21 protein-coding genes are annotated in these 22,561 nt (G+C 69.2%); 11 read left to right on the forward strand and 10 right to left on the reverse strand.

What is annotated here, in order from left to right; genetic code table 11:
• Positions 1–20 precede the first annotated feature (20 nt).
• Together ccmA and HND91_RS20360 are read right to left on the reverse strand one after the other, a co-directional pair.
• A complete protein-coding gene (ccmA, locus tag HND91_RS20355) occupies positions 21–770 on the reverse strand; it encodes a heme ABC exporter ATP-binding protein CcmA (protein WP_181708443.1) in 750 nt (249 codons plus the stop codon).
• The gene (locus HND91_RS20360) at positions 763–1,470 is read right to left on the reverse strand and encodes an ABC transporter permease (protein WP_181708444.1); all 708 of its coding nucleotides are present in this window, start codon (positions 1,468–1,470) and stop codon (positions 763–765) included. Before HND91_RS20360 ends, ccmA begins: the two co-directional genes overlap by 8 nt.
• A 228-nt stretch (positions 1,471–1,698) precedes the next feature.
• On the opposite strand from HND91_RS20360, the gene HND91_RS20365 reads away from it, so the two are divergent.
• The 4 genes from HND91_RS20365 to xylA all read left to right on the forward strand — a co-directional run bounded on the left by HND91_RS20365 (position 1,699) and on the right by xylA (position 6,931).
• Positions 1,699–2,928: an NAD(P)/FAD-dependent oxidoreductase gene (locus HND91_RS20365; RefSeq protein WP_181708445.1), complete on the forward strand. Its 1,230-nt coding sequence runs from the start codon at positions 1,699–1,701 to the stop codon at positions 2,926–2,928.
• A 131-nt stretch (positions 2,929–3,059) separates the two neighbouring features.
• Complete coding sequence (locus tag HND91_RS20370; protein ID WP_181708446.1) at positions 3,060–4,082, forward strand: LacI family DNA-binding transcriptional regulator; 1,023 nt, start codon at positions 3,060–3,062, stop codon at positions 4,080–4,082.
• Between the two features lie 41 nt (positions 4,083–4,123).
• Positions 4,124–5,584: a xylulokinase gene (gene xylB / locus HND91_RS20375; protein ID WP_181708447.1), complete on the forward strand. Its 1,461-nt coding sequence runs from the start codon at positions 4,124–4,126 to the stop codon at positions 5,582–5,584.
• Positions 5,585–5,614: 30 nt separating this feature from the next.
• On the forward strand, positions 5,615–6,931 hold the full coding sequence (xylA, locus tag HND91_RS20380) for a xylose isomerase (protein ID WP_181708448.1): 1,317 nt from the start codon (positions 5,615–5,617) through the stop codon (positions 6,929–6,931).
• Between the two features lie 253 nt (positions 6,932–7,184).
• Here xylA and meaB read toward each other — a convergent pair whose 3' ends face one another.
• The 4 genes from meaB to HND91_RS20400 all read right to left on the reverse strand — a co-directional run bounded on the left by meaB (position 7,185) and on the right by HND91_RS20400 (position 11,994).
• Positions 7,185–8,180, reverse strand: a complete 996-nt coding sequence (gene meaB, locus HND91_RS20385; RefSeq protein WP_181708449.1) for a methylmalonyl Co-A mutase-associated GTPase MeaB — start codon at positions 8,178–8,180, stop codon at positions 7,185–7,187.
• Entirely contained in the window at positions 8,177–8,758 is a 582-nt protein-coding gene (locus HND91_RS20390) for a DUF1131 domain-containing protein (protein ID WP_181708450.1), read from the reverse strand. The genes meaB and HND91_RS20390 overlap by 4 nt, the downstream gene beginning before the upstream one ends.
• A gap of 84 nt (positions 8,759–8,842) precedes the next feature.
• The gene (locus HND91_RS20395; RefSeq protein ID WP_181708451.1) at positions 8,843–10,228 is read right to left on the reverse strand and encodes a dipeptidase; all 1,386 of its coding nucleotides are present in this window, start codon (positions 10,226–10,228) and stop codon (positions 8,843–8,845) included.
• Between the two features lie 128 nt (positions 10,229–10,356).
• A complete protein-coding gene (locus tag HND91_RS20400) occupies positions 10,357–11,994 on the reverse strand; it encodes a helicase HerA-like domain-containing protein (protein ID WP_181708452.1) in 1,638 nt (545 codons plus the stop codon).
• A gap of 246 nt (positions 11,995–12,240) precedes the next feature.
• Here HND91_RS20400 and HND91_RS20405 point away from each other — a divergent pair, with 246 nt between their 5' ends.
• Positions 12,241–12,618 (forward strand): DUF2267 domain-containing protein, encoded by a 378-nt coding sequence (locus HND91_RS20405; RefSeq protein WP_181708453.1) that lies wholly within the window; start codon positions 12,241–12,243, stop codon positions 12,616–12,618.
• A 168-nt stretch (positions 12,619–12,786) separates the two neighbouring features.
• Here HND91_RS20405 and HND91_RS20410 read toward each other — a convergent pair whose 3' ends face one another.
• Complete coding sequence (locus tag HND91_RS20410; protein ID WP_075218117.1) at positions 12,787–13,497, reverse strand: helix-turn-helix transcriptional regulator; 711 nt, start codon at positions 13,495–13,497, stop codon at positions 12,787–12,789.
• A 291-nt stretch (positions 13,498–13,788) separates the two neighbouring features.
• Here HND91_RS20410 and HND91_RS20415 point away from each other — a divergent pair, with 291 nt between their 5' ends.
• The 4 genes from HND91_RS20415 to HND91_RS20430 all read left to right on the forward strand — a co-directional run bounded on the left by HND91_RS20415 (position 13,789) and on the right by HND91_RS20430 (position 18,559).
• A complete protein-coding gene (locus HND91_RS20415; protein ID WP_181708454.1) occupies positions 13,789–15,642 on the forward strand; it encodes a methylmalonyl-CoA mutase family protein in 1,854 nt (617 codons plus the stop codon).
• A gap of 17 nt (positions 15,643–15,659) precedes the next feature.
• On the forward strand, positions 15,660–17,825 hold the full coding sequence (gene scpA / locus HND91_RS20420; RefSeq protein ID WP_181708455.1) for a methylmalonyl-CoA mutase: 2,166 nt from the start codon (positions 15,660–15,662) through the stop codon (positions 17,823–17,825).
• A 75-nt stretch (positions 17,826–17,900) separates the two neighbouring features.
• Positions 17,901–18,170 (forward strand): type II toxin-antitoxin system VapB family antitoxin, encoded by a 270-nt coding sequence (locus tag HND91_RS20425; RefSeq protein WP_181708456.1) that lies wholly within the window; start codon positions 17,901–17,903, stop codon positions 18,168–18,170.
• A complete protein-coding gene (locus HND91_RS20430; RefSeq protein ID WP_181708457.1) occupies positions 18,167–18,559 on the forward strand; it encodes a type II toxin-antitoxin system VapC family toxin in 393 nt (130 codons plus the stop codon). Before HND91_RS20425 ends, HND91_RS20430 begins: the two co-directional genes overlap by 4 nt.
• 73 nt (positions 18,560–18,632) lie before the next feature.
• On the opposite strand, the gene HND91_RS20435 is transcribed toward HND91_RS20430, so the two are convergent.
• Positions 18,633–19,295 (reverse strand): haloacid dehalogenase type II, encoded by a 663-nt coding sequence (locus HND91_RS20435; RefSeq protein WP_181708458.1) that lies wholly within the window; start codon positions 19,293–19,295, stop codon positions 18,633–18,635.
• Between the two features lie 170 nt (positions 19,296–19,465).
• On the opposite strand from HND91_RS20435, the gene HND91_RS20440 reads away from it, so the two are divergent.
• Both HND91_RS20440 and HND91_RS20445 read left to right on the forward strand, forming a co-directional pair.
• Positions 19,466–20,320, forward strand: a complete 855-nt coding sequence (locus HND91_RS20440) for a branched-chain amino acid aminotransferase (RefSeq protein WP_181708459.1) — start codon at positions 19,466–19,468, stop codon at positions 20,318–20,320.
• 107 nt (positions 20,321–20,427) lie between these two features.
• Entirely contained in the window at positions 20,428–21,162 is a 735-nt protein-coding gene (locus tag HND91_RS20445) for a DUF1194 domain-containing protein (protein ID WP_181708460.1), read from the forward strand.
• A gap of 34 nt (positions 21,163–21,196) precedes the next feature.
• Here HND91_RS20445 and HND91_RS20450 read toward each other — a convergent pair whose 3' ends face one another.
• Both HND91_RS20450 and HND91_RS20455 read right to left on the reverse strand, forming a co-directional pair.
• Positions 21,197–21,730: a response regulator gene (locus tag HND91_RS20450; protein WP_181708461.1), complete on the reverse strand. Its 534-nt coding sequence runs from the start codon at positions 21,728–21,730 to the stop codon at positions 21,197–21,199.
• A gap of 163 nt (positions 21,731–21,893) precedes the next feature.
• Positions 21,894–22,487 carry a superoxide dismutase gene (locus HND91_RS20455; RefSeq protein ID WP_181708462.1) on the reverse strand — a complete coding sequence of 198 codons (594 nt, stop codon included), beginning with the start codon at positions 22,485–22,487 and terminating at the stop codon, positions 21,894–21,896.
• Between the last annotated feature and the right edge of the window lie 74 nt (positions 22,488–22,561).

The raw sequence follows: 22,561 nt of genomic DNA on the forward strand, positions 1-22,561 counted from the left end.
AATAAAGGTCGAGAAAAAGCTCAGATAAGCAGCCGTCCGGCCAGATAGGCCCTGGCGGCCTCGCTGGCGGGGCCGGCGAAGAAGCGCTCGGCCGGCGTCTCCTCGGTCACGCGGCCGGCGTGAAGGAACACCACCCGGTCGGCCAGCCGCCGGGCCTGCGCCACGTCGTGAGTGACGAGGACCACCGCCGTCCCGGAGGCAGCCTCCCGGCGGATCACCGCCTCGATGGCGCCGACCGACGCCGGGTCGAGGCTCGCGGTCGGCTCGTCGAGGAGCAGCACGTCCGGCCGGTCCACCAGCGCCCGCGCCAGCGCCAGCCGCTGGCGTTCGCCGCCCGAAAGCACCCGGGCGGGCCGGTGCGCGAGGGCCGTGAGGCCGACGCCCGCCAGTGCGGTCTCGGCCGCGCTCCGGGGCAGGCGGCGGAGGTCCGACACGTAGGTGAGATTGGCGAGGACCGACCGGCGGAGCAGCACCGGATCCTGGAACACGAAGCCGATCCGCCGCCGCACCACGTCGTCCGGCGCCCGGCCGGCCCAGGTCACCGTGCCGGCGTCCGGTAGGATCAGCCCGTCGAGCGCCTTGAGGAGCACGCTCTTGCCGGCGCCGTTCGGCCCCAGCAGCACGGTGACGCCGCCCCCCTGCAGGGTGAAGGTGACGGACGCCAGGACCGGCTGATCGCCGCGGCGGAGCGCCAGTTCCCGCACCACGAGCGGCAGCAAGGGCGACGCGCGGCCCGTGACCTGGAGGTTGGGCGGGCAGCCGTCAGCCATGGCCGGCCTCCTCGGCCCGGAGCCTCAGGGCCATGACCGCGCCGTTGACGCCGAGCGCCACCAGCATCAGCACGAAACCGAGCGCCAGCGCGAGGGCGAGGTCGCCCTTGGAGGTTTCCAGCGCGATGGCCGTCGTCATCACCCGGGTCACGTGGTCGATGTTGCCGCCGACCACGATCACCGCGCCGACCTCGGCGATGGCCCGCCCGAACCCGGCGAGGCCGACGGTGACGAGGGCCGAACGCCCGTCCCAGAGGAGGGTGGCGAGCCGCGTCCGCCAGGGCACCACCAGCGACCGGAACGTCTCGTCATAGTCGCGCGCGAGGGACTCCACCGTCTGGCGGGCCAGCGCCGCGACGAGCGGCGTCACCAGCACCGCCTGGGCGATCACCATGGCCGTCGGCGTGTAGAGGAGGCCAAGAAAGCCGAGCGGCCCGGCGCGGGACAGGAGCATGTAGACGAGGAGGCCGATCACCACCGGCGGCAGCCCCATCAGGGAATTGAGCGCGACGATCACCGCCCGCCGCCCCGGAAACCGCGAAAAGCCCACCAGCGCGCCGAGCGGCAGGCCGATGAGGCAGGCGCAGGCCACGGCGCCGAGGCTGACCGCGAGCGACCGGCCGATGATCTCCATCAGCACCGGATCGCCATTGAAAAGCAGAGAGGCCGCGAGCCCGAAGGCGGCACCGAAATCCTGCACCTGTCGTGTCTCCCACTTTTCCCGTCGTCTTTGTCCGCGCAATCTGGTCTATCCGGGACCGAGACTTCGCAGTGCGGGCGGCGACGCGATCGGCCGATTAGTGTCAGCCTGGATGCGGTCCAACAAGGTGAAGCGGTGCATTTTTCCGCGCGACGGACGAAAAATCGCAGGATGTCGTCACGCTCTGGAAAAAACGCACTCTGAAGCAGGTCTGCGCAGGAGAGCGGCATGGTCGGTGGGATCGTGGTTGTGGGTGGTGGGCACGCCGGCGCGGCCCTGGTCGCGTCCTTGCGCAGCGAGGGCTACGAAGGACCGATCCGACTGGTGTCGGCGGAAGCGGAAATCCCCTACCAGCGGCCGCCGCTCTCCAAGGCCTTCCTGAAGGACACGTCCGCCGAAATCCTGCCGATCAAGCCGGAGGCCTGGTACGCCGCCAACCGGGTGGACGTGGACCTCGCCGTCACCGCCACCGCGATCGACCGGCAGGCGCGCACCATCCACCTCTCCGATGGCCGGACCGTGCCCTACGAGGGGCTGGCGCTCGCCCTCGGCGCCCGCGTCCGCAAGCCGGCCGTGCCCGGCGCCGACCTCGACGGCATCCTCTATCTCCGGTCGACCGCCGATGCCCGGATCCTGCGCGAGGCCCTGGTCGCCGCGAAGGATGTGGTGGTGGTCGGCGGCGGCTTCATCGGCCTGGAGGTGGCCGCGACCGCCGCGCTCCTCGGCAAGGCCGTGACCGTGCTGGAGGCGGCGCCGCGGCTCATGGGCCGGGCTGTCGCGCCGGAGGTATCCACCATCATGCTCGCCCGCCACCGCGCCGCCGGCATCGACGTGCGGCTGAACACCTCGCTCGTGTCGTTCGAGGGCGAGCGCGGCCGGGTTATGGCCGTGCGCGGATCGGGGGAGGGGTCGGCCATCCCGGCGGACCTCGTCCTCGTCGGCATCGGCGTGATCCCGAACGTGGAGATCGCCGAGGCGGCCGGCCTTGCGGTGGACGGCGGCCTGCTCGTCGACGACCACGCGGTCACGTCCGACCACACCATCGTGGCGAGCGGCGACGGCGTGGTGTTCGACCACTGGCAGGCCGGGCGGCGGCTCCGCGTGGAATCGGTGCAGAACGCCACCGACCAGTCGCGCCACGCCGCCCTGGCGCTTCTTCACAAGCCGGACCCCTACCGCTCGGTGCCGTGGTTCTGGTCCGACCAGGGGCCGACCAAGCTGCAGATGGTCGGCCTCTCCCACGGCGCGGACCGGACGGTGGTGCGCGGCAATCCGCAGGAGGGCCGCTTCTCCGTCTTCCACTACGCTGGCGACCGGCTCGTCGCCATCGACAGCGTCGACCGCCCCGCCGATCACATGATCGGACGCCGCCTGCTCGCCGCCGGAACGCCCCTGCCGCCCGAGCTCGCCGCCGACGAGAGCGTGGACCTGAAGGCCCTCGCCGGCCCGACGCGATAGCCCTAAGTTTAATTCGGCCGGTTGAATGTGACAGGTTGGACCCACGCGGACCGCCCCCGATGAGGGGCGGTCGGATTGACGATGGGATCCCCTCGCGCTACTGATCAAATCAGAGCAGAGGAGGCCCGGCCATGAAGGTGACGCTGAAGGACGTGGCCGATGCGGCGGGCGTGAGCATCGCCACCGTGGACCGCGTCCTGAACCGCCGCGAGGGGGTGCGCGGCGACACGGTGGCCCGGGTTGAGGCGGCGATCCGCCAGCTCGGCTATGCGCCGTCGAGCCTCGCCTCGCGCGTCCAGCCCGCGCCGAGCCGCACTCTCTTCCTGCTGCCGCTTGGCGGAAACCCGTTCTTCACCAGCCTCACCGACGGCGTCGGCCAACTGCGCGAATGGCTGCCGTTCGCCGGCAGCACGTTCGACGTCCGCACCGTCGACGTGTTCGACGGTCCTGTGCTCGCCGCCGCCCTGGAGCGGGCCGGCGGCGACGGCTACGACGGAATCGCCGTCGTGGCGCTCGACCATCCCGCCGTGAAGGAGGCCATCAACGCGTTGACGCGCGCGGGCGTGCGCGTGGTGACGCTGGTGTCCGACGTGCCGGGCTCGCTCCGGGACCGTTACGTGGGTATCGACAACACGGCCGCCGGGCGGACGGCCGGGTCGCTGACCGCCCGTTTCCTGCCGAACCGGCGCGGCAAGGTGGCCTTCATCACCGGGTCGTTCGCGCTCCGGGACCATGCGGAACGCTGCTTCGGGTTCGAGCAGGTGATCGCCCAGGACTTCCCCGACGTCGAGGTCATCGCGGTCCGGGAAGGGCGTGACGATCCGGAGCGGGTGGCCCATCTCGTCCGCGATCTCCTGCACGATCATCCGGACCTCGCCGGCCTCTACAACGTCGGCGCCGGCACCGGCGGCGTCATTCGCGCCCTGGAAGCGGCAGGCCGGGCCCGGGAGGTGGTGTTCGTCGCCCACGAACTCACCCAGGAAAGCCGCTCCGCGCTCCTGCGCGGCACCATCGACGCGGTGATCGGCCAGGACCCGCGGCACGAGGCCCGGTCGGCCGCGCGCGTGCTTCAGGCGTTGATCAACGGCTTCCCCGTGCTGGACGACCAGGAGCGGATCCGGATTGAGGTTTACCTGCGAGACAATCTGCCGTAATTCAATCGGCCAATGAGAAATCACATCAGGGAGGAAGCGGCATGGCCCACTACATAGGCGTCGACGTGGGAACGTCGTCGGTCAAGGTCGTCCTCATCGACGAGGCCGAGCGGGTGATCGCCAGCCAGTCGGTGGCGCTCGAGGTGTCCCGCCCGAACCCGGGCTGGTCGGAGCAGGATCCGGACACCTGGGTCACCGCCACCTTCAAGGCCATGGACGCCCTGAAGCGGTCCAACGCGACCGAACTTTCGGACGTGAAGGGCATCGGCCTCTCCGGCCAGATGCATGGCGCCACCCTCCTCGACGAGGCCGACAAGCCGCTGCGCCCGGCCATCCTGTGGAACGACGGCCGGTCGGCCACCGAATGCGCGCTCCTGGAGCGCGTCGCCCCGAACTCCCGCGCGATCGCCGGCAACATCGCCATGCCGGGCTTCACCGCGCCGAAGCTGCTCTGGGTGTCGCGGCACGAGCCGGACGTGTTCAAGCGCGTCGCCAAGGTGCTGCTGCCCAAGGACTATGTGCGGCTGAAGCTCGTCGGCGACTACGTCTCCGACATGTCGGACGCCGCCGGCACCCTGTGGCTCGACGTCGCCGGGCGCGACTGGTCTGACACGCTGCTGGCCGCCACCGGGCTCTCCCGCTCGCAGATGCCACGCCTAGTGGAGGGCACGGCGGCCTCCGGCACGCTGCTGCCCGCGCTTGCGGCCCGCTGGGGCATGACTACGCCGCCGGTGGTGGCGGGCGGAGGCGGCGACAACGCCGCGAGCGCCGTCGGCATGGGGGCGGTGAAGCCCGGCGCGGCCTTCGCGTCGCTCGGCACCTCCGGCGTGCTGTTCGTCTCCAACGCCTCCTTCCTGCCGAACACCGAGGGCGCGGTGCACGCCTTCTGCCATGCGGTTCCGGACACCTGGCACCAGATGGGCGTGATCCTTTCGGCCACCGCCAGCCTGGAGTGGCTGTCGCACATCCTGGAAGCGCCGGCGCCGACCCTGACCTCGCCGCTCGACCCGAAGCCGACGGCCCCGTCGCCGGTGCTCTTCCTGCCCTACCTTTCCGGCGAGCGCACACCGCACAACGACGCCGGCGCCCGGGGCGCCTTCATCGGCCTCGGCCATGAGACGACCCGCGCCACGCTCACCCAGGCGGTGCTGGAAGGCGTCGCCTTCGCGTTCCGCGACTGTCTGCGCGTCCTCTCCGACGCCGGCACCGAGATCGACCGCGCCTTCGCGGTCGGCGGCGGTTCCCGGTCGGAGGCCTGGCTCGCCATCCTGGCGTCCGTGCTGAACAGGCCGCTCGACGTGACGAAGGAAGCGGACGCCGGCGGCGCCTTCGGGGCCGCGCGTCTCGGCCGCATCGCCGCCACCGGCGACGACCCGCTGGAGACGCTCACGCCGCCGCCGGTCGCGCGCACCATCGATCCGGACCCGGCGCTCGTCGGGCCCTACGAGGAGGCCTACGACCGCTACCGCCGCCTCTTCCCCGCCATCCGCCAGGTCGTCTGACCGTCACAGGCCTTCACAGGAGCCTCACGCATGAACGCCCCCTTCTTCTCCAACCCGACGCCGCTCGCCTACGAGGGGCCGGAGTCCAAGAACCCGCTCGCCTACCGCTGGTACGACAAGAACAAGGTCGTGCTCGGCAAGACGATGGAGCAGCATCTGCGCTTCGCGATCTGCTACTGGCACTCGTTCACCTGGCCGGGCGGTGATCCGTTCGGCGGCGAGACCTTCGAGCGTCCCTGGATGCACGGCAGCGACGTGATGGCGCTCGCCCGCCAGAAGGCCGACGTGGCCTTCGATCTCTTCACGATCCTGGACGTGCCGTTCTACTCCTTCCACGACCGCGACATCGCGCCGGAAGGCTCGACCCTCGCCGAGTCGAACCGGAACGTGCGCGAGATCGCCGAGATCTTCGCCAGGAAGCAGGAGGAGACCGGCATCAAGCTTCTCTGGGGTACCGCCAACCTCTTCTCCAACCGGCGCTTCATGGCCGGCGCGGCCACCAACCCGGATCCGGAGGTGTTCGCCTACTCCGCCGCCCAGGTGAAGAACGCCATGGACGTGACCCGCGAGCTCGGCGGCGAGAACTACGTGCTCTGGGGCGGCCGCGAGGGCTACGAGACGCTGCTCAACACCAACCTGAAGAGCGAGATGGACCAGGCGGGCCGCTTCCTTTCCATGGTGGTGGACTACAAGCACAAGATCGGCTTCGACGGCGCCATCCTGATCGAGCCGAAGCCGCGCGAGCCGACGAAGCACCAGTACGACTTCGACGTCCAGACCGTGTACGGCTTCCTGAAGGCCTACGGGCTGGAGAAGGAGGTCAAGGTCAACGTGGAGCAGAACCACGCCATCCTGGCCGGTCACTCGTTCGAGCACGAACTGGCGATGGCAGCCGCCCTCGGCATCTTCGGCTCGGTGGACCTCAACCGCGGCGACGAGCTGGTCGGCTGGGACACGGACCAGTTCGCCATGAGCGTGCCGGAGCTGACCCGCGCCATGCTGGAGATCATCCGCGCCGGCGGCTTCACCACGGGCGGCCTCAACTTCGACTCCAAGGTCCGTCGCCAGTCGCTGGATCCGGAAGACCTGATCATCGCCCACGCGTCGTCCATGGACGCCGCCGCCAAGGCTCTCCTCAACGCCGCCGCCATCATCGAGGACGGCACCCTCGACCGGTTCGTCGCCGACCGCTACGCCGGCTGGCAGGGCGACCTGGGGCAGTCGATCCTCAAGGGCGAGAAGACCCTGGAGGACATGGCCGCCTACGTGGAGACGAACGGCGTAAATCCGCAGCCGAAGAGCGGGAAGCAGGAATACCTGGAAGCGCTGATCAACCGCTTCAGCTGAGAAACGCACCCGGGGCGGCGGTCAGGCGACCGCCGCCCCTGAATTCCCGGATCGGAGGCACGGGTAAGCCTCTCCGTCCCGAAGAAGCCCGGCGTTCTCGGCTGTTCGGCTGTCGAGCTGAACGGCCTTGAAATCAGGTTCGACGATCAGGAAGAAAGACGACCCCTTCCGGCCGGCTTCGCCGTCCACCTTCCCCTGAGGGGAAGGATGGGGGTCGCGGTCATTGCTCAGCCGATCGCCCGCTCCGGCATCCTCACAGCCCCAGCATCTCCGCCACCTCGGCCGCGGCGACGCTGGCGGACAGGGTGCCGTCGCCCACGCGCGCCTCGCGCTCGTCGATGGCGCGGCGGATCTCGGGGTCGCGGGTCAGGCGCTCGTGGAAGCGGTCGTTGATCATCTGGCGCATCCAGTGGACCTGCTGCTGGCGACGCTTGGCCTGGAAGGCGCCCGACGCCTCCGTCACGGCGCGATGCCGCTCCACCTCGCCCCAGAGCTTGTCGAGGCCCTCGTTGGCGAGGCCCGAGATGGTGAGGACCGGCGGGGTCCAGTCGGGAGACGCAGGGGCCAGGATGTGGAGGGCGGCCCGGTACTCGGTGGCGGCGGCCCGCGCGCGGATGGCGGCGTCGCCCTCGGCCTTGTTGACGGCGATCAGGTCGGCGAGTTCGATGATGCCCTTCTTGATGCCCTGCAGCTCGTCGCCGGCGCCGGGCAGCATGAGGACGAGGAAGACGTCCACCATGTCGGCGACGGCGGTCTCCGACTGGCCGACGCCCACGGTCTCGACGAGGATCACGTCGAAGCCGGCGGCCTCGCAGAGAAGCATGGTCTCGCGCGTCTTCGCGGCGACGCCGCCGAGGGTGCCGGCGGACGGGGAGGGGCGCACGTAGGCGTTCCGGTCCACCGCGAGGCGCGCCATGCGCGTCTTGTCGCCGAGAATGGAACCGCCCGTGCGGGTGGACGACGGGTCCACCGCGAGCACGGCCACCTTGTGGCCGGCGGCGGTCAGGTTGGTGCCCAGCTGGTCGATGGTGGTGGACTTGCCGACGCCCGGCACGCCCGTGATGCCGACCCGGAAGGCCTTGCCGGTGTGCGGCAGGAGCGCCTGCAGGAGCGCGCGGGCCGCCGGCTGGTGGGCCGGCTTCCGGCTCTCCACCAGCGTGATCGCGCGGGCGAGCACGGCGCGCTCGCCGGCCAGCACTCCGGCAACCAGCGTGTCCACGTCGATTGCGGCGGGCGTGGCGGCGTTCATGACGATCCTTCCGGGGGAGGGGTCCAGATCATGCGCTGGAGCGTGGCGGTGGCCAGGGCCTCCGCCTCCGTGGCGGCAAGGCCGGAGGTGGAGAAGACGAGGGAAACGTTCGGGGCCGCGCGGGACGGACAGATCGGCATGCCGACCCAGTTGCCCGTGCCGATCCGGCACGAGCCGGAGCCGACACGGGCCTCGGCGAGCGTCATGCCGATATGCTCGCCGCCGGGGCCGCGAAGGCGCGCGGAGACGCCGTGCACCGCGCCGATGCGGCCGCCCTCGCCCGGCAGCACCTGGGCGACCTGCAGACCGTCATGGAAGAGCGCGAGGGCGGCGAGGGTGTCCGTCTCCGTCGCCATGGTGACCGGCGTCGCGTCGAACCCGGGAAGGGCCGCCTCCACCGCGGCTTCCGAATAGCCGGTTCCCGCCGGCAGGCCGCGGATGCCCTCGGCCGAGAGGGCGAGGAGGTCCACCGTCCCGGTCGCGCCCTCGTCCACGGCCATGTCGAGCCCGGCGGAACAGCCTGCGGCCGAAAGGGCGAATGCGAGAACGACGATGCTGGGGATGCGGCGAGAACCCATGGCGAGACGGTTACCACGCTGGAGGGAGGGAGCAAACGCGACATGCGGCCCGGCACGGAGCCGGGCGCGGGTGATGCCATCCGGTCAGCCGGCGAGCGCGTCGATGATCCGCGCCCAGGACCGGATGCCCTTGTGGTAGCTGGTCACGTCGTACTTCTCGTTCGGGGAGTGGATCCGGTCGTCGGAAAGGCCGAAGCCCACCATCAGGCTGTCCATGCCGAGGAGCGACTTGAAGAGGCCGACCACCGGGATGGAGCCGCCGCCGCCGATGATGGCCGTCGGCTTGCCCCATTCCGCCTGGAGCGCGGCCGCGCCCTTCGCAAGGGCCGGATTGTCGAACGAGAGCCGGATCGCCGGGCTGCCGCCGTGCGGGTGGAACTCCACCCGGGCGCCCGCGGGCAGCCGCTCGGTCACGTAGGCCCGGAAGGCGGCGCGGATCGCCACCGGGTCCTGGTCGCCGACGAGGCGGAAGGAGACCTTGGCGGAGGCCTTGGCGGGCAGGACGGTCTTGAAGCCGTCGCCGGCGTAGCCGCCCGAGATGCCGTTCACCTCGGCGGTCGGCCTGGCCCAGATCTTCTCCAGCACGGTCCGGCCCGCCTCGCCGGCGGGGGCCGTGAGCCCGACGGAGGCCAGGAAGGCGTCGCCGTCGAAGCCGAGGCCGTCCCAGTTGCGGCGGATGTCGTCCGGGATCTCCGGCACGCCGTCGTAGAAGCCCGGCAGCGTGACGCGGCCGGCGTCGTCGTGGAGGCCGGCCAGGATGCGCGCGAGCACATGGATGGGGTTGAGCGCCGGGCCGCCGAACATGCCGGAGTGGAGGTCCTGGTCGGCGGCGTGGATGGTCACCTCCTCGCCGACGAGCCCGCGCAGCATGGTGGTGATGGCGGGCGTTTGACGGTCCCACATGTTGGTGTCGCAGACGAGCGCCACGTCGTGGGAGAGCTCCGCCCGGTTCGCCTCCAGGAACGGCAAGAGGGACGGCGAGCCGCTCTCCTCCTCGCCTTCGCTGAGGATGGTGACGTTGATCGGCAGGCCGCCGGTCTCGGCGATCAGGGCGCGCGCCGCCTCCACGAAGGTCAGGAGCTGGCCCTTGTCGTCGGCGGCGCCGCGCCCGACGATCCGCCGCGAGCCGTCCGGCCCCTCGGCGAGGCGCGGCTCGAACGGCGGCGTCTCCCAGAGATGGAGCGGGTCCACCGGCTGGACGTCGTAGTGGGCGTAGAAGAGCACGTGCGGCTTGTCCGGCCCGGCCTTCGTCCAGTGGGCGACGACCATCGGGTGGCCGGCGGTCGGGCGCACGGACGCGTCGAAGCCGAGGGCGGAGAGTTCGCCGGCGAGCCACTCGGCGCCGCGGGCGCAGTCGGCGGCGTGGGCCGGGTCCGTGGAGATCGACGGGATGCGGATGAAGTCGAACAGCCGCTTGAGGCTGTCGTCGAACGAGGTGTCGATACGCGAAAGCACCGGGGTCAGCGCCATGTCGGCTCCTTGAAACTGGGGGCGACGCCGGCTTCGGCCCCGCGCCGCGACTGATCCAGGTCTAACGCCGCCGGTCGGCTTTGCAAGGCCCGGGAGCGGTGGGCGCGGCTCGTCCGCGACGGTTCCGCTCAGCCTTTCAGGATGCCGCCGAGAACGCCGCGCAGGATCGCCTTGCCGAGCTGGTTCCCGACCTGGGTGCTGACCGAGCGGACCACCGACTTCACGGCCGCCTCGACCACGGTCTGGCGGCCGCCGGAGGAGGACCGTTCCGCCCGCGTCTCCTCGCGCTCCCGCCGCTTGCGCTCGGCGGGCGATTCGTATTCGTCGAGGCGGGGCGGACGGGACGGCGCCTCGACGTCCGCCGGCTCCGGCGCGGGTTGGCGGGAGGACGGGCCCCAGCCGAAGTCCGGGATCTGGAAGCCCGTGGAGGTCTTGCGGAGGCCGCCGGCGGGCCGGGCGGTCACCGTCTCCAGGCGCTTGCCCTCGGCGCGGGCCTTGAGGATCTCGAACGCGGAGTCCCGGTCGAGGACCTCGTCGTAGGCGCCCGCGAGGGGGCTCGCGGCGGTGATCTGGGCGCGCTCCTCGTCGGTCAGCGGGCCGAGGCGGGAGGAGGGCGGGCGGATCAGCGTCCGCTCCACCATGGACGGCACGCCCTTGCCCTCCAGCATGGACACGAGGGCCTCGCCGACGGCGAGCTGGGTGATGACGTCGAACGTGTCGAAGGCCGGGTTGGGCCGGAAGGTCTCGGCCGCCACCCGCACCGCCTTCTGCTCGCGCGGAGTGTAGGCGCGCAGGGCGTGCTGGACGCGGTTGCCGAGCTGGGCGAGCACGCTTTCCGGCACGTCGAGCGGGTTCTGGGTGACGAAATAGATGCCGACGCCCTTGGAGCGGATCAGCTTCACCACCTGTTCCACCTTCTCCAGCAAGGCCTTTGGCGCCTCATCGAACAGGAGGTGCGCCTCGTCGAAGAAGAAGACGAGCTTGGGCTTGTCGAGGTCGCCCACCTCGGGCAGTTCCTCGAAGAGCTCCGACAGCAGCCAGAGCAGGAAGGTGGCGTAGAGCCGCGGCGTCTGCATCAGCGTGTCGGCCGCCAGCACGTTGACGGCCCCGCGGCCGTCGCCGGTGAGGCGCATCAAGTCGGCGATGTCGAGGGCGGGCTCGCCGAAGAAATGGTCGCCGCCCTGGGTTTCCAGCACCAGAAGCTGGCGCTGGATCGCCCCGATCGTCGCCTTGGCGACGTTGCCGTAGCGGGCCGACACGGCGTCCGTGTTGTCGTGCAAGTAGGCGAGCATCGACCGCAAGTCCTTGAGATCAAGGAGCAGCAGTCCCTCGTCGTCGGCGATCTTGAAGGCGATGTTGAGAACGCCCTCCTGGGTGTCGTTGAGCTGCAGGAGGCGAGCGAGGAGGAGCGGCCCCATCTCCGACACGGTGGCGCGGATCGGGTGGCCCTTCTGGCCGAACAGGTCCCAGAAGATCACCGGCGCGGGGGCGAGCTGATAGTGGTCGAGGAAGCCGATGTCCTGCGCGCGCTGCACGAGGAAGTCCTTCTCCTCGCCGACGGCGGCGAGGCCCGACAGGTCGCCCTTCACGTCCGCGCAGAAGACCGGCACGCCGGCGTCCGACAAGCCCTGGGCCAGCACCTGCAGGGTCACCGTCTTGCCGGTGCCGGTGGCGCCCGTGACGATGCCGTGCCGGTTGGCGAGCTTCAGGGTGAGATATTCCGGCTTGGAGCTTGCTCCGACAAAGACCTTCCCGTCCTCAAGCATCGTCGACTCCTCGCCACGTTCGCATTTATTGTTAACAGATCCTGGATGTGCGCCTCAACGTCGCCGGAGCGGACGATCCGACCGCGCGATCGCGAGGCGGCGCGGCCGAGCAGGAAAAAAGCCGGATTGCCGTTGCGGCACGATCTTGATGGGTCCCGACCGCGGTGCGACAGTCCCGGCCGAACGAGCAACCGAGGCGCGACGCGCCCAGCATCGGCCGCCCCCGCCGGCGGCCAGGGAGAGACGATGAACGACCTCATCAGCCGGATCAGCTCGGACGTGGGCATCTCGCCGGACCTCGCCGAGACGGCCGTCCGCATCATCCTCAATTTCCTGAACGCCGAGGGACCGAGCGGCCGGGTGCAGGAGATGGCGGCCGAACTCGGCGTGGCGGACTATCTGGGCGGCGAGCAGACGGGCGGCGGCATGATGGGCGCCATCGGCGGCCTGTTCGGCGGCGGCGGCGCCATGGCGGCCTTCAGCGCCCTGTCGAACGCCGGCCTGGACATGGGGCAGATCCAGGGCGTGACGCGCAGCTTCGTGGATCACGCGCGGGAGAAGGTGGGGCCGGAGACGGTCAACGAGATCGTCGACTCCATTCCGGGGCTGTCTCAGTTCGTCTGAACCGAGGGGCAGGACCGGCCCGCCCGATCGGCTCCGGGGCCGTCCGTTCGACGCGATAGCGGCCCGACCCGCGATCCCGTGTCAGCCCTTACGGAAGCCGCGCCTCCCCCCGGTGGCGCGGCTCCATGGCCGGACGCTGTCCGGCTTGGCCTCGAGCCGTCGACCGGCTCAGTCCTCCAGCGTGATCTGGCCGTAGCGCAGGGCTTCGACCACGGTCTGCGTCTTGTTCGACGCATCCAGCTTCTCGCCCGCGTTCTGCAGGTGCGCGTGCACCGTGCGCTGCGAGATGTTGAGGAGTTCGGCGATCTCCTGGGCGGTCTTGCCGGTGGCGGTCAGTTCCAGGACCTTGCGCTCGCGGGTGGACAGGTCACCCGGGCGGCTGTCGATCAGGAAGCCGAGCGCGCGCAGGCGGCGGAAAGCCTGATTGCACAGGAAATCGAAGGCCACCAGATCGAGTTCGGTCAGCGACAGGGCCGTGCCGAGGCCGATCACGGCCGCCTGGTAGGGCTGGATCGACTTGACGGGAACAGCGACAATTCGCGCGGCCGCCTCCGGGCCCGCCGCGCCGACCAGATCGGAATGGCCGGAGATGCTCACGCCGTCGACCAGGAAGGGACGGTGGGACACGCGGCACCGCTCCAGGATCGGATCGCCCTTGGAGATGGTGATCAGCTGGCCACGCTCGCTCCGGACATCGGGCCACTTCATGTGGAGGATCAGCGGCTCGACCGGCCGGCCAGGCATGGGCAGACCCGTCACCAGGATGTGGCTGGCCCCGTGGCTGACAAGCCGCCGCTCGATGATGTCGAAGATCCTGTTGGCGCTGGAGCAGGTCCGGAGGCCGACTGCATCAGCAAGGATCTCGTCAGGTGTATTCATGCTTTTTATACCCGATCTCGAGTTGACGTCTGTGACGACGGGTAGAGCATTGCCGCTCGAACGCCCAGAGATGAAGTCTTGTACGTTTCATCCATGGTGATCGCCTACCCGACGATAGTTCAACGTTAGTAAGAGATGCGGCCAACGGTCTGCCCAAGCGCGACAAATTACTCCGTGACCCTCGAGTGTCACCGCCTTATGGCTAGTTGTGCCAAATTCGGCGACGTCTCATAAGGCCGGCATACCGTCCTACGCATCTCTTCCGAAACCGAGCCCAGGACTGTGACATCCATGGACATCGATCTCCGTCACTTCGACGACATTTCCCCCGTTTCTCGCGGGGCCTGGGAGGACGCGGTCGCCAAAGCCCTCGGGGCTCTGTCGTTGGAGCGTCTCCAGGCCGTCACAGTCGACGGTATCGCCATTCCACCTCTCGCCGCCCCCCGGGCAGATCGAGATCCGCAGACCGCAAGAGGTGCCGGTGTTCCCTGGTCCATCATCCAGCGCGTCCGTCTGGGCGACGCCGCCGAAACGAACGCCGTTCTTCTGGACGAACTGGTGTCGGGCGCCGATGGCGTCGACCTCGTTCTGAACCCGGTTCCGGTCTCCACCCCATTAAGGGCGGACGATTGGAAATTAATGCGAGTTCTGGAAGGTGTCTACCTCGACATGATCTCGGTCCATTTGACGGTCCGGGATGCTCATCTTCCCATCTTGGAACAACTTCTTCAGGTTGTAGCATCGCACGACGCGCCAAAGAAATTGAAAACTCTCCACGTCGGCTTGGATCCCTACGCGAATGCAGTCGCCGGATATGCAGGTTTGCGAAACCAAAATGTTGAAGACAATGCAATAAATGACATATTAGCACTTCATGCAGAGTGCGCGCAGGGCGGGAGTGCGCTCTCCGCACGTGGTCAGGAATGGCATGCGGTCGGTGCGTCGGAACTGCAGCAAATAGCCATAGCGGTCGCAACCGGGATATTGCATTTTGAAACATTGTCACGGTATGCACCAGCCAGTAAAAATTTCGTGAGTTTGGCGAATCGAATCGAGTTTCGTCTGGTCGCCGACCAGAATCAGTTCCTCACAATCGCGAAACTGCGGGCCTTCCGGCGGCTTTGGGCATTGGTGCTGGACAGCATGGGCCTGCCGCAGACGCCCGCCTTCGTGCACGTGGAGACCGCCTGGCGCATGACGGCCAAGCGCGATCCCTGGGTGAACATCATCCGCTCCACCATCGCGACCTTCGCGGCTGCGGTGGGCGGAGCCGACGCCATCACGACGACGCCGCACACGGATCTTCTCGGCCTGCCGGACGAGGCGGCGCGCCGCCTGTCGCGCAACGTCCAGACGGTGCTGATGGACGAGTCGAACATCCACCGGGTGGGCGACCCAGCGGCCGGGGCCGGCGGCATCGAGGCGCTGACCGACGAACTGGCCGAACGGGCCTGGGACGAGGTCCGGCGGATCGAGCGGGAGGGCGGCCTCGCGGAGAGCATCCGCTCCGGCGCCATCCTCGGCCGCATCGCCGAGAAGGCCGAGACCCGAAAGGTCGCGGTCGCCCGACGCCGGGAGCCGATCACCGGCGTCAGCACCTATCCGCTTCTCAACGAACTGATGCCCACGGTGGCGGCTCCGCTGCCGCCGGCGGCGCCGCCGCCGTTCCCGCCGCTCGCCAAGGCCACCCGGCCGGCGGAGCCCTGGGAGGCGCTCCGCGACCGCTCCGACGCCATGCTGGCGGCGACGGGGCGTCGGCCGGCGATCTTCCTCGCCAACCTCGGCACGGTGGCGTCGTTCACGGTGCGCTCCACCTGGGCGAAGAACCTGTTCGAGGCCGGCGGCATCGAGGCGGAGACCCGGGAGGGGCACACGAGCGCCGAAGCCGCCGCCGCCGCCTTCAAGGCCTCCGGGGCGCGGATCGCCTGCCTCTGCTCCGACGACAGGACCTATGCGACACTGGCGGCCGACACCGCCGCGGCGCTGAAGGCGGCCGGGGCCGAGATCGTCTTCCTGGCGGGCAAGCCGAAGGACGGCGAGGAGGCCTTGAGGGCCGCCGGAGTCGACCGCTTCGTCCATGAAGGGCTCGACGTGCTCGCCCTGCTGACGGACCTCAACCACCGCCTGACGGCGGCCATCGCGTGATCATGGGGGATAGACCGATGATGAAGAAGCCGTCCTTCGCCGACATCCCCTACCGCCTTGTCCAGCCGGCCGCCCGTCCGGACGCCACCGACGTGTGGACCACGCCGGAGGAGATCGACGTGAAGCCGATCTACACGGCCGCCGACGTGGAAGGCCTCAGGCACCCGCACACCTTCCCGGGCCTGCCGCCGTTCGTGCGCGGGCCCTATCCGACCATGTACGTGCAGCAGCCCTGGACGATCCGCCAGTACGCGGGCTTCTCCACGGCGGAGGACTCGAACGCCTTCTACCGGCGCAACCTGGAGCAGGGCCAGAAGGGCCTCTCGGTCGCCTTCGACCTCGCCACCCATCGGGGCTACGACAGCGATCATCCGCGCGTCGCCGGCGACGTCGGCATGGCGGGCGTCGCCATCGACTCCATCTACGATATGCGCATCCTGTTCGACCGCATCCCGCTCGACCAGATGTCCGTGTCCATGACCATGAACGGGGCGGTCCTGCCGATCCTGGCGCTGTTCGTGGTGGCGGCGGAGGAGCAGGGCGTCGGGCCGGAGAAGCTGTCCGGGACCATTCAGAACGACATCCTGAAGGAGTTCATGGTCCGGAACACCTACATCTATCCGCCCGTGCCCTCCATGCGGATCATCTCGGACATCTTCGGCTACACCAGCCAGCACATGCCGAAGTTCAACTCGATCTCCATCTCCGGCTACCACATGCAGGAGGCCGGCGCGACGGCGGACCTGGAACTCGCCTATACGCTGGCGGACGGCATCGAGTACATCCGCGCGGGGCTCGCCGCCGGGCTGAAGGTGGACAAGTTCGCGCCGCGGCTGTCGTTCTTCTGGGCCATCGGCATGAACTTCTTCATGGAGGTGGCCAAGATGCGGGCGGCCCGCCTGCTCTGGTCCATCCTGGTGAAGCGCGAGTTCGACCCCAAGGACGACCGCGCGCTCAGCCTGCGCACCCATTCGCAGACGTCCGGCTGGTCGCTGACGGCGCAGGACGTCTACAACAACGTGGTGCGCACCTGCGTCGAAGCCATGGCGGCGACCCAGGGGCACACACAGTCGCTGCACACCAACGGCCTTGACGAAGCCCTGGCGCTGCCGACCGACTTCTCCGCCCGCATCGCCCGAAACACCCAGATCGTGCTGGCCGAGGAGACCGGCAACACCAAGATGATCGATCCCTGGGGCGGCAGCTACTACGTGGAGAAGCTGACCTACGACCTCGCCAACCGGGCGCTCGCCCACATCAAGGAGGTGGAGGATCTGGGCGGCATGGCGAAGGCTATCGAGGCGGGCATCCCGAAGCTCCGCATCGAGGAAGCGGCCGCCAAGACCCAGGCGCGTATCGACAGCGGCGCCCAGCCGGTGATCGGCGTCAACAAATACCGGCCGGGCGGCGAGGACGACATCCACCTCCTGAAGGTGGACAACTCCGCCGTGCGGACCGCCCAGATCGCCAAGCTGGAGCGGCTGCGCGCCGAGCGCGACCCGAAGGCGGTGGAGGCCGCGCTCGCCGCCCTGACCCGGGCGGCGGGGGAGGGCACCGGCAACCTGCTGGCCCTCGCCATCGAGGCGGGACGCGCCAAGGCGACGGTGGGCGAGATCAGCCTCGCCCTGGAAACGGTGTGGGGGCGGCACAAGGCGGAGATCCGGGCGATCTCCGGCGTCTACAAGCGGGAGGCGGCGCGCATGACCGACGTGATGAAGCGCGTGCAGGACGCCGTGACGGCGTTCGAGGAGAACGACGGCCGCAGGCCGCGCATCCTTGTCGCCAAGATGGGCCAGGACGGGCACGACCGCGGCCAGAAGGTGATCGCCTCGGCCTTCGCGGACCTCGGCTTCGACGTGGACATCGGACCGCTGTTCGCGACGCCCGACGAGGCGGCGCGCCAGGCGGTGGAGAACGACGTGCACGTGGTGGGCGTGTCCTCGCTGGCCGCCGGACACCTGACCCTGGTGCCGGCGCTGAAGCAGGCGCTGACCGAGCAGGGCCGGCCGGACATCATGATCGTCGTTGGCGGCGTGATCCCGCCGCAGGACTACCCGGCCCTCGAGGAGGCGGGCGCGGCGGCCATCTTCCCGCCGGGCACGGTGATCGCGGAGGCGGCCGAGAAGCTGCTGGCGAAGCTGAGCGCGCAGCTCGGTTACGAGGGGCGCGCGGCGGCGGAGTGAGGCGCGGTTGCGGGCGGGCCTTGTGCTCGCCCGCCCCTCGCCCTAGATTGGTAGAAGCATATGGAAACTTCTACCGTGCTGAATATCAAGGACCCACGCGCCCATGAGTTGGCCCGGGAACTGGCCGAACGGCGCGGCGTGAGCATGACCAGGGCGGTAGTCGATGCCCTGGAGAAGGATCTCGACGCCGTCCGTGCTGCGGATCACGACGCCGTGGCCGCGCGCCAGGAAAAACTGCTCGCGGCCGTCCGCCAGTTCTGGGCGGACAAGGGGCTGACGCCTGGCGGCACGACCATGGCGGAAATCGATGCGGAGATGTACGACGAGGACGGTCGTCCGCGATGATCCTCGACACGTCAGCGGTGCTCGCCATCCTGACGCGGGAACCGGAGGCGGAGCGTCTCGTCGCGGCGATGGCCAGGACCGACCGTCCGCTGATGTCGGCCGGTTCGGCGGTCGAACTCGGGATCGTGTGCGCCCGTCGGGAGCCGGTCCTTCCGCGTACCGTCTACGAGGACTGGCTGGACCTCTTCGGCGTCACCATCGTTCCCGTCGACGCCGATCAGGTGCGGCTCGCCTGGGCGGCTTTCGAGGCCTATGGCAAGGGGCGGCATCCGGCGGGGCTCAACTTCGGCGACTGCTTCGCCTATGCGCTCGCCCGCCAGCGCGGACTGCCGCTGCTCTTCAAGGGCGCGGACTTCTCCCGGACCGACATCGCCACAGTGGCCTATTGAGACGCCGCCGCGCGCCCGGCGCGGCACCACCCCCACGTGGTGGGCTGCAATCCGCACTGAGGGCAGCCTGACGTCAGGACAGCGACGTCAGGCCCTTCAGGTCCTTCAGGACGGCGGCGGGGGCCATGTCGGGGTACTCGTCCACGGCGCCGGCGCGGTTGATCCAGACGGTGCGGAAGCCGAACCGGGACGCGCCCGCCACATCCCAGCGGTTGGACGACTGGAAGGAGATCGCGTTCGGGAACACCCGGTAGCGGGTGGTGGCGATCTCGTAGACGCGCGGGTCGGGCTTGTAGATGCGGATCTCGTCGACCGAGAGCACGTCGTCGATCACCGACTCCAGGCCGGCGGCCCGGACGGCCTGGTCCAGCATGCGGGGCGAGCCGTTGGAGAGGATCGCGAGGCGCGCGCCGTCGGCCTTCAGGTCCTTCAGGACGTGCGGCACCTCCGGGTAGCAGTCGAGCGTCCGGTAGGCGTCGAGCAGCGTGTCGCGCAGGCTCCGGTCGGCGGACGGGTAGGCGGCGAAGGCGGTGTCGAGCGCGTCCTCGGTCAGGTGCCAGAAGCTCTTGTAGGTGCCGGCCAGGGTGCGCACCCAGGAGTACTCGAGCTGCTTCTGTCGCCAGAGGTCCGACAGGCGCTGGGCGTCCGGCCCGAGGGCGGCCGCGTGGCGGCGGACGGCAGCATGCACGTCGAACACGGTTCCATAGGCGTCGAACACATAAACCGCGAATGCCATGGATCAATCTCCCACGATGGCGGCCGGCTTTCGCCGCCTTCCACCGGGGCGGACCTTATCCGACCGGGCGGCGGGTGCACAGTCGCTGCTTCGGACAGGTTGACCGCCGCCGCCGGAAAGCCTTGAGTAGCGGCCCCGCGCCGACGCGCACCTTGGGAGTGACGGACACCATGGCTGAGTGGTCGAAGACCTGGACGTTTCTGGACGGCGCCTGGCACGAGGGCAACGTGCCGATCATGGGGCCGCGCACCCACGCCTTCTGGCTGGGATCGTCCGTGTTCGACGGGGCGCGGTTCTTCGACGGCGTCGCCCCGGACCTCGACCTCCACTGCCGGCGCGTGAACCGGAGCGCCGAGGCGCTGGGCTTGATGGCCACTAGGCGCCCGGAGGAGATCGCCGAAATCGCCCGCGACGGCTTCACCCGCTTCGACGGCAGGACGGCGCTCTACGTGCGGCCGACCTACTGGGCGGAGGAGGGCGGCTTCATGTCCGTGCCGCCGCTCGCCGAAAGCACGCGCTTCGCCATGGTGCTCTACGAAGCGCCCCTGCCGGAGCCGACCGGCTTCTCGGCGACGACGACGCGCTTCCGCCGGCCGCTGCCGGAGACCGCCCCGCTCGACGCCAAGGCCGGCTGCCTCTACCCGAACAACGGGCGGGCACTGATGGAGGCCAAGTCCAAGGGTTACGACAACGCGCTCGTCTGCGACATGCTCGGCAACGTCGCCGAGTTCGCCACCGCGAACGTGTTCATCGTCAAGGACGGGGCGGTGCTGACGCCGGCGGCGAACGGCACCTTCCTGGCGGGCATCACGCGGAGCCGGGTGGCCGATCTTCTGCGCAAGGACGGCTTCGCCGTCCACGAGACGATCGTGAAGGTGTCGGACGTGCTGGAAGCCGACGAGATCTTCGCGTCGGGCAACTATTCCAAGGTGATGCCGGTGACGCGGTTCGAGGATCGCGACCTGCAGCCGGGGCCTGTGGCGCGCCGGGCGCGAGAGCTCTACTTCGACTTCGCGCATTCGTGACCGGATCGGCGGGCCGAAACCGCCGTTCTGCGTACTCGGCAGCACCTCCGCGCCTTGACGATCCCGTCCCCGGCCCCACCATCGAGCGGGTCAACCGGGAGACGGCCATGCTGAAGACCGCGCTTGCCTTCGCGACCCTCTTGATCCTTTCGCCGCTGGCGGTCGAGCACCCGGCTGCGGCCGAGGAGGTGGACCTGGAACTGGTGCTCGCCGCCGACGGGTCCGGCTCCATCGACGACGACGAACTCGCCCTCCAGCGGCGCGGCTATGCGGACGCCATCATGAGCCGGGAGGTGCTGGACGCCATCCAGGCGGGCCTCACCGGCCGGATCGCCGTCGCCTACGTGGAATGGGGCGGCCCGACCTCCCAGCACGTGATCGTGGACTGGTCGGTCGTGTCGGACGAGGCGTCCGCCAAGGTGTTCGCCGACAAGCTGGTGACGCGCCCTCGGGCGGCCTACGGCTACAACTCCATCTCGGCGGCGATCGACTTTTCCGTCTATCTGATCGAGAACAACGCCTACGAGGGCCTGAAGGCCGTGATCGACGTCTCCGGCGACGGCCCGAACATCGGCGGCCGGCCGGTGCAGGTGTCCCGCGACGAGGCGGTGGCCAAGGGCGTGACGATCAACGGCCTCGTCATCCAGCGGCCGGGCGGCATGGTGCGGCGGGTCAACGGCGAGCCCCTCAGCGCGCACTACGAACGCGACGTGATCGGCGGCCCGGGCGCCTTCGTGGTGGTGGCGGACGAGACGACCAGTTTTCCCGAAGCTGTTCGCCGCAAGATGGTGCTGGAGATCGCCGCCAACGACACCGCGCCGGCGGCGACCCGGGTCGATTAGACCGCACCCTGGTCGCCGTTCGTCCGGCGTCGGCTCAAGGGCTGTCTTCGGCGACGAGCGGCCTCAGGTGAACGCGCGCGGCGTCGGACACCCTGCGGTCCTCGGCGACCTCGAAAGCCGCCTTTCGACGGCGGCACGGACCGACGTAGCCGGACTTCAGGGTCAGGTAGTCGCGCGGCTGCGTAATCAGCGTCGAGATCTTGGCGAGCAGGAGCCCGCCGGTGACGGGGCTCTTCAGGATGTGATCCGCGCCGGCGGAGATCGCTCGGCGCGCGCCGTCCGTGGTGCTGCCGGTCGCCACGACGAGGGCGGCGAACATGCGGTTCGGCAGGGCCGCGTCGTTGCGCAGCTTCTGAATCAGCGGGAAGCCCTCCGGGTTCGGCATGATCACCGTCTGGATCAGAACATCGAGGCGGGTCGCCCGCATGAGCGTGTAGGCGTCGTTCTCGTCATGTTGCTCGACGACGGACGTGAAGCCGTGCTCGATCAGCATCTTGGCGACCGGACGGGTCAGGAAGCCCTGACCGACGACAAGAATGCGGCACTTGGCGAGGCTCGAGCTATCCATTGCGTGTTCCCTATCCTTTACTCTGCACCCAAACTATCCGGGCAGATCTGAAGGACGGGTTTCAGATAAATATGCAGTAAACTGAAGGTATTTCTGTGGTTACAGGACAATAAAGGCGGCCGCCCGAAGAGGGCGGCCGCCGGATGACGGGCAAGCGTGAGGATCAGGCCTTGCTGTAGAGCTCGGCCACGTAGTCCCAGTTCACCAGATTGTCGAAGAAGGCTTCCAGGTACTTCGGCCGCAGGTTGCGGTAGTCGATGTAGTAGGAATGCTCCCAGACGTCGACGCCGAGGATCGGGGTGGCGCCGTGCACCAGCGGGTTCTCGCCGTTCGGGGTCTTGGTGACGACGAGCTTGCCGTCCTTGACGGCGAGCCAGGCCCAGCCGGAGCCGAACTGGGTGACGCCGGCCTGGATGAAGTCCTCGCGCAGCTTGGAGACCGAGCCGAAGTCCTCGACGATCTTCTTCTCCAACTCGCCCGGAATGGCGCCGCCGCCGTTCGGCTTCATCCACTTCCAGAAATGGATGTGGTTGTAGTGCTGGCCGGCGTTGTTGAAGAGGCCCGCATTCTTGCCGAAGGAGCCCACGACGACCTCCTCCACGCTCTTGCCCTCGAATTCGGTGCCCTTGAGGAGGTTGTTGCCGTTGTTCACGTAAGCGAGGTGATGCTTGTCGTGATGGAACTCCAGGGTCTCGCGCGACATGTAGGGCGCCAGCGCGTCATAGGAGTAGGGAAGTTCGGGCAGTTCGAAGGCCATGAAACGTCTCCTTGAGATTGGATCAGGGACGAAAGGGGCGGGCGTCGCGGTGGAGGTCGACCGCTGGCCGGGAC

The organism is Chthonobacter rhizosphaerae (assembly GCF_013839525.1).
GTDB lineage: Bacteria > Pseudomonadota > Alphaproteobacteria > Rhizobiales > Pleomorphomonadaceae > Chthonobacter > Chthonobacter rhizosphaerae.

What these genes read in the sequence shown, in the direction of transcription:
- xylA (WP_181708448.1), top strand. Translation starts at nt 5,615, where the DNA reads ATGAACGCCCCCTTCTTCTCCAACCCGACGCCGCTCGCCTACGAGGGG.
- scpA (WP_181708455.1), top strand. Translation starts at nt 15,660, where the DNA reads ATGATGAAGAAGCCGTCCTTCGCCGACATCCCCTACCGCCTTGTCCAG.
- HND91_RS20370 (WP_181708446.1), top strand. Translation starts at nt 3,060, where the DNA reads ATGAAGGTGACGCTGAAGGACGTGGCCGATGCGGCGGGCGTGAGCATC.
- HND91_RS20410 (WP_075218117.1), bottom strand. Translation starts at nt 13,497, where the DNA reads ATGAATACACCTGACGAGATCCTTGCTGATGCAGTCGGCCTCCGGACC.
- HND91_RS20400 (WP_181708452.1), bottom strand. Translation starts at nt 11,994, where the DNA reads ATGCTTGAGGACGGGAAGGTCTTTGTCGGAGCAAGCTCCAAGCCGGAA.
- HND91_RS20365 (WP_181708445.1), top strand. Translation starts at nt 1,699, where the DNA reads ATGGTCGGTGGGATCGTGGTTGTGGGTGGTGGGCACGCCGGCGCGGCC.
- HND91_RS20450 (WP_181708461.1), bottom strand. Translation starts at nt 21,730, where the DNA reads ATGGATAGCTCGAGCCTCGCCAAGTGCCGCATTCTTGTCGTCGGTCAG.
- HND91_RS20430 (WP_181708457.1), top strand. Translation starts at nt 18,167, where the DNA reads ATGATCCTCGACACGTCAGCGGTGCTCGCCATCCTGACGCGGGAACCG.
- xylB (WP_181708447.1), top strand. Translation starts at nt 4,124, where the DNA reads ATGGCCCACTACATAGGCGTCGACGTGGGAACGTCGTCGGTCAAGGTC.
- HND91_RS20390 (WP_181708450.1), bottom strand. Translation starts at nt 8,758, where the DNA reads ATGGGTTCTCGCCGCATCCCCAGCATCGTCGTTCTCGCATTCGCCCTT.
- meaB (WP_181708449.1), bottom strand. Translation starts at nt 8,180, where the DNA reads ATGAACGCCGCCACGCCCGCCGCAATCGACGTGGACACGCTGGTTGCC.
- HND91_RS20440 (WP_181708459.1), top strand. Translation starts at nt 19,466, where the DNA reads ATGGCTGAGTGGTCGAAGACCTGGACGTTTCTGGACGGCGCCTGGCAC.
- HND91_RS20435 (WP_181708458.1), bottom strand. Translation starts at nt 19,295, where the DNA reads ATGGCATTCGCGGTTTATGTGTTCGACGCCTATGGAACCGTGTTCGAC.
- HND91_RS20405 (WP_181708453.1), top strand. Translation starts at nt 12,241, where the DNA reads ATGAACGACCTCATCAGCCGGATCAGCTCGGACGTGGGCATCTCGCCG.
- HND91_RS20455 (WP_181708462.1), bottom strand. Translation starts at nt 22,487, where the DNA reads ATGGCCTTCGAACTGCCCGAACTTCCCTACTCCTATGACGCGCTGGCG.
- HND91_RS20415 (WP_181708454.1), top strand. Translation starts at nt 13,789, where the DNA reads ATGGACATCGATCTCCGTCACTTCGACGACATTTCCCCCGTTTCTCGC.
- HND91_RS20395 (WP_181708451.1), bottom strand. Translation starts at nt 10,228, where the DNA reads ATGGCGCTGACCCCGGTGCTTTCGCGTATCGACACCTCGTTCGACGAC.
- HND91_RS20445 (WP_181708460.1), top strand. Translation starts at nt 20,428, where the DNA reads ATGCTGAAGACCGCGCTTGCCTTCGCGACCCTCTTGATCCTTTCGCCG.
- ccmA (WP_181708443.1), bottom strand. Translation starts at nt 770, where the DNA reads ATGGCTGACGGCTGCCCGCCCAACCTCCAGGTCACGGGCCGCGCGTCG.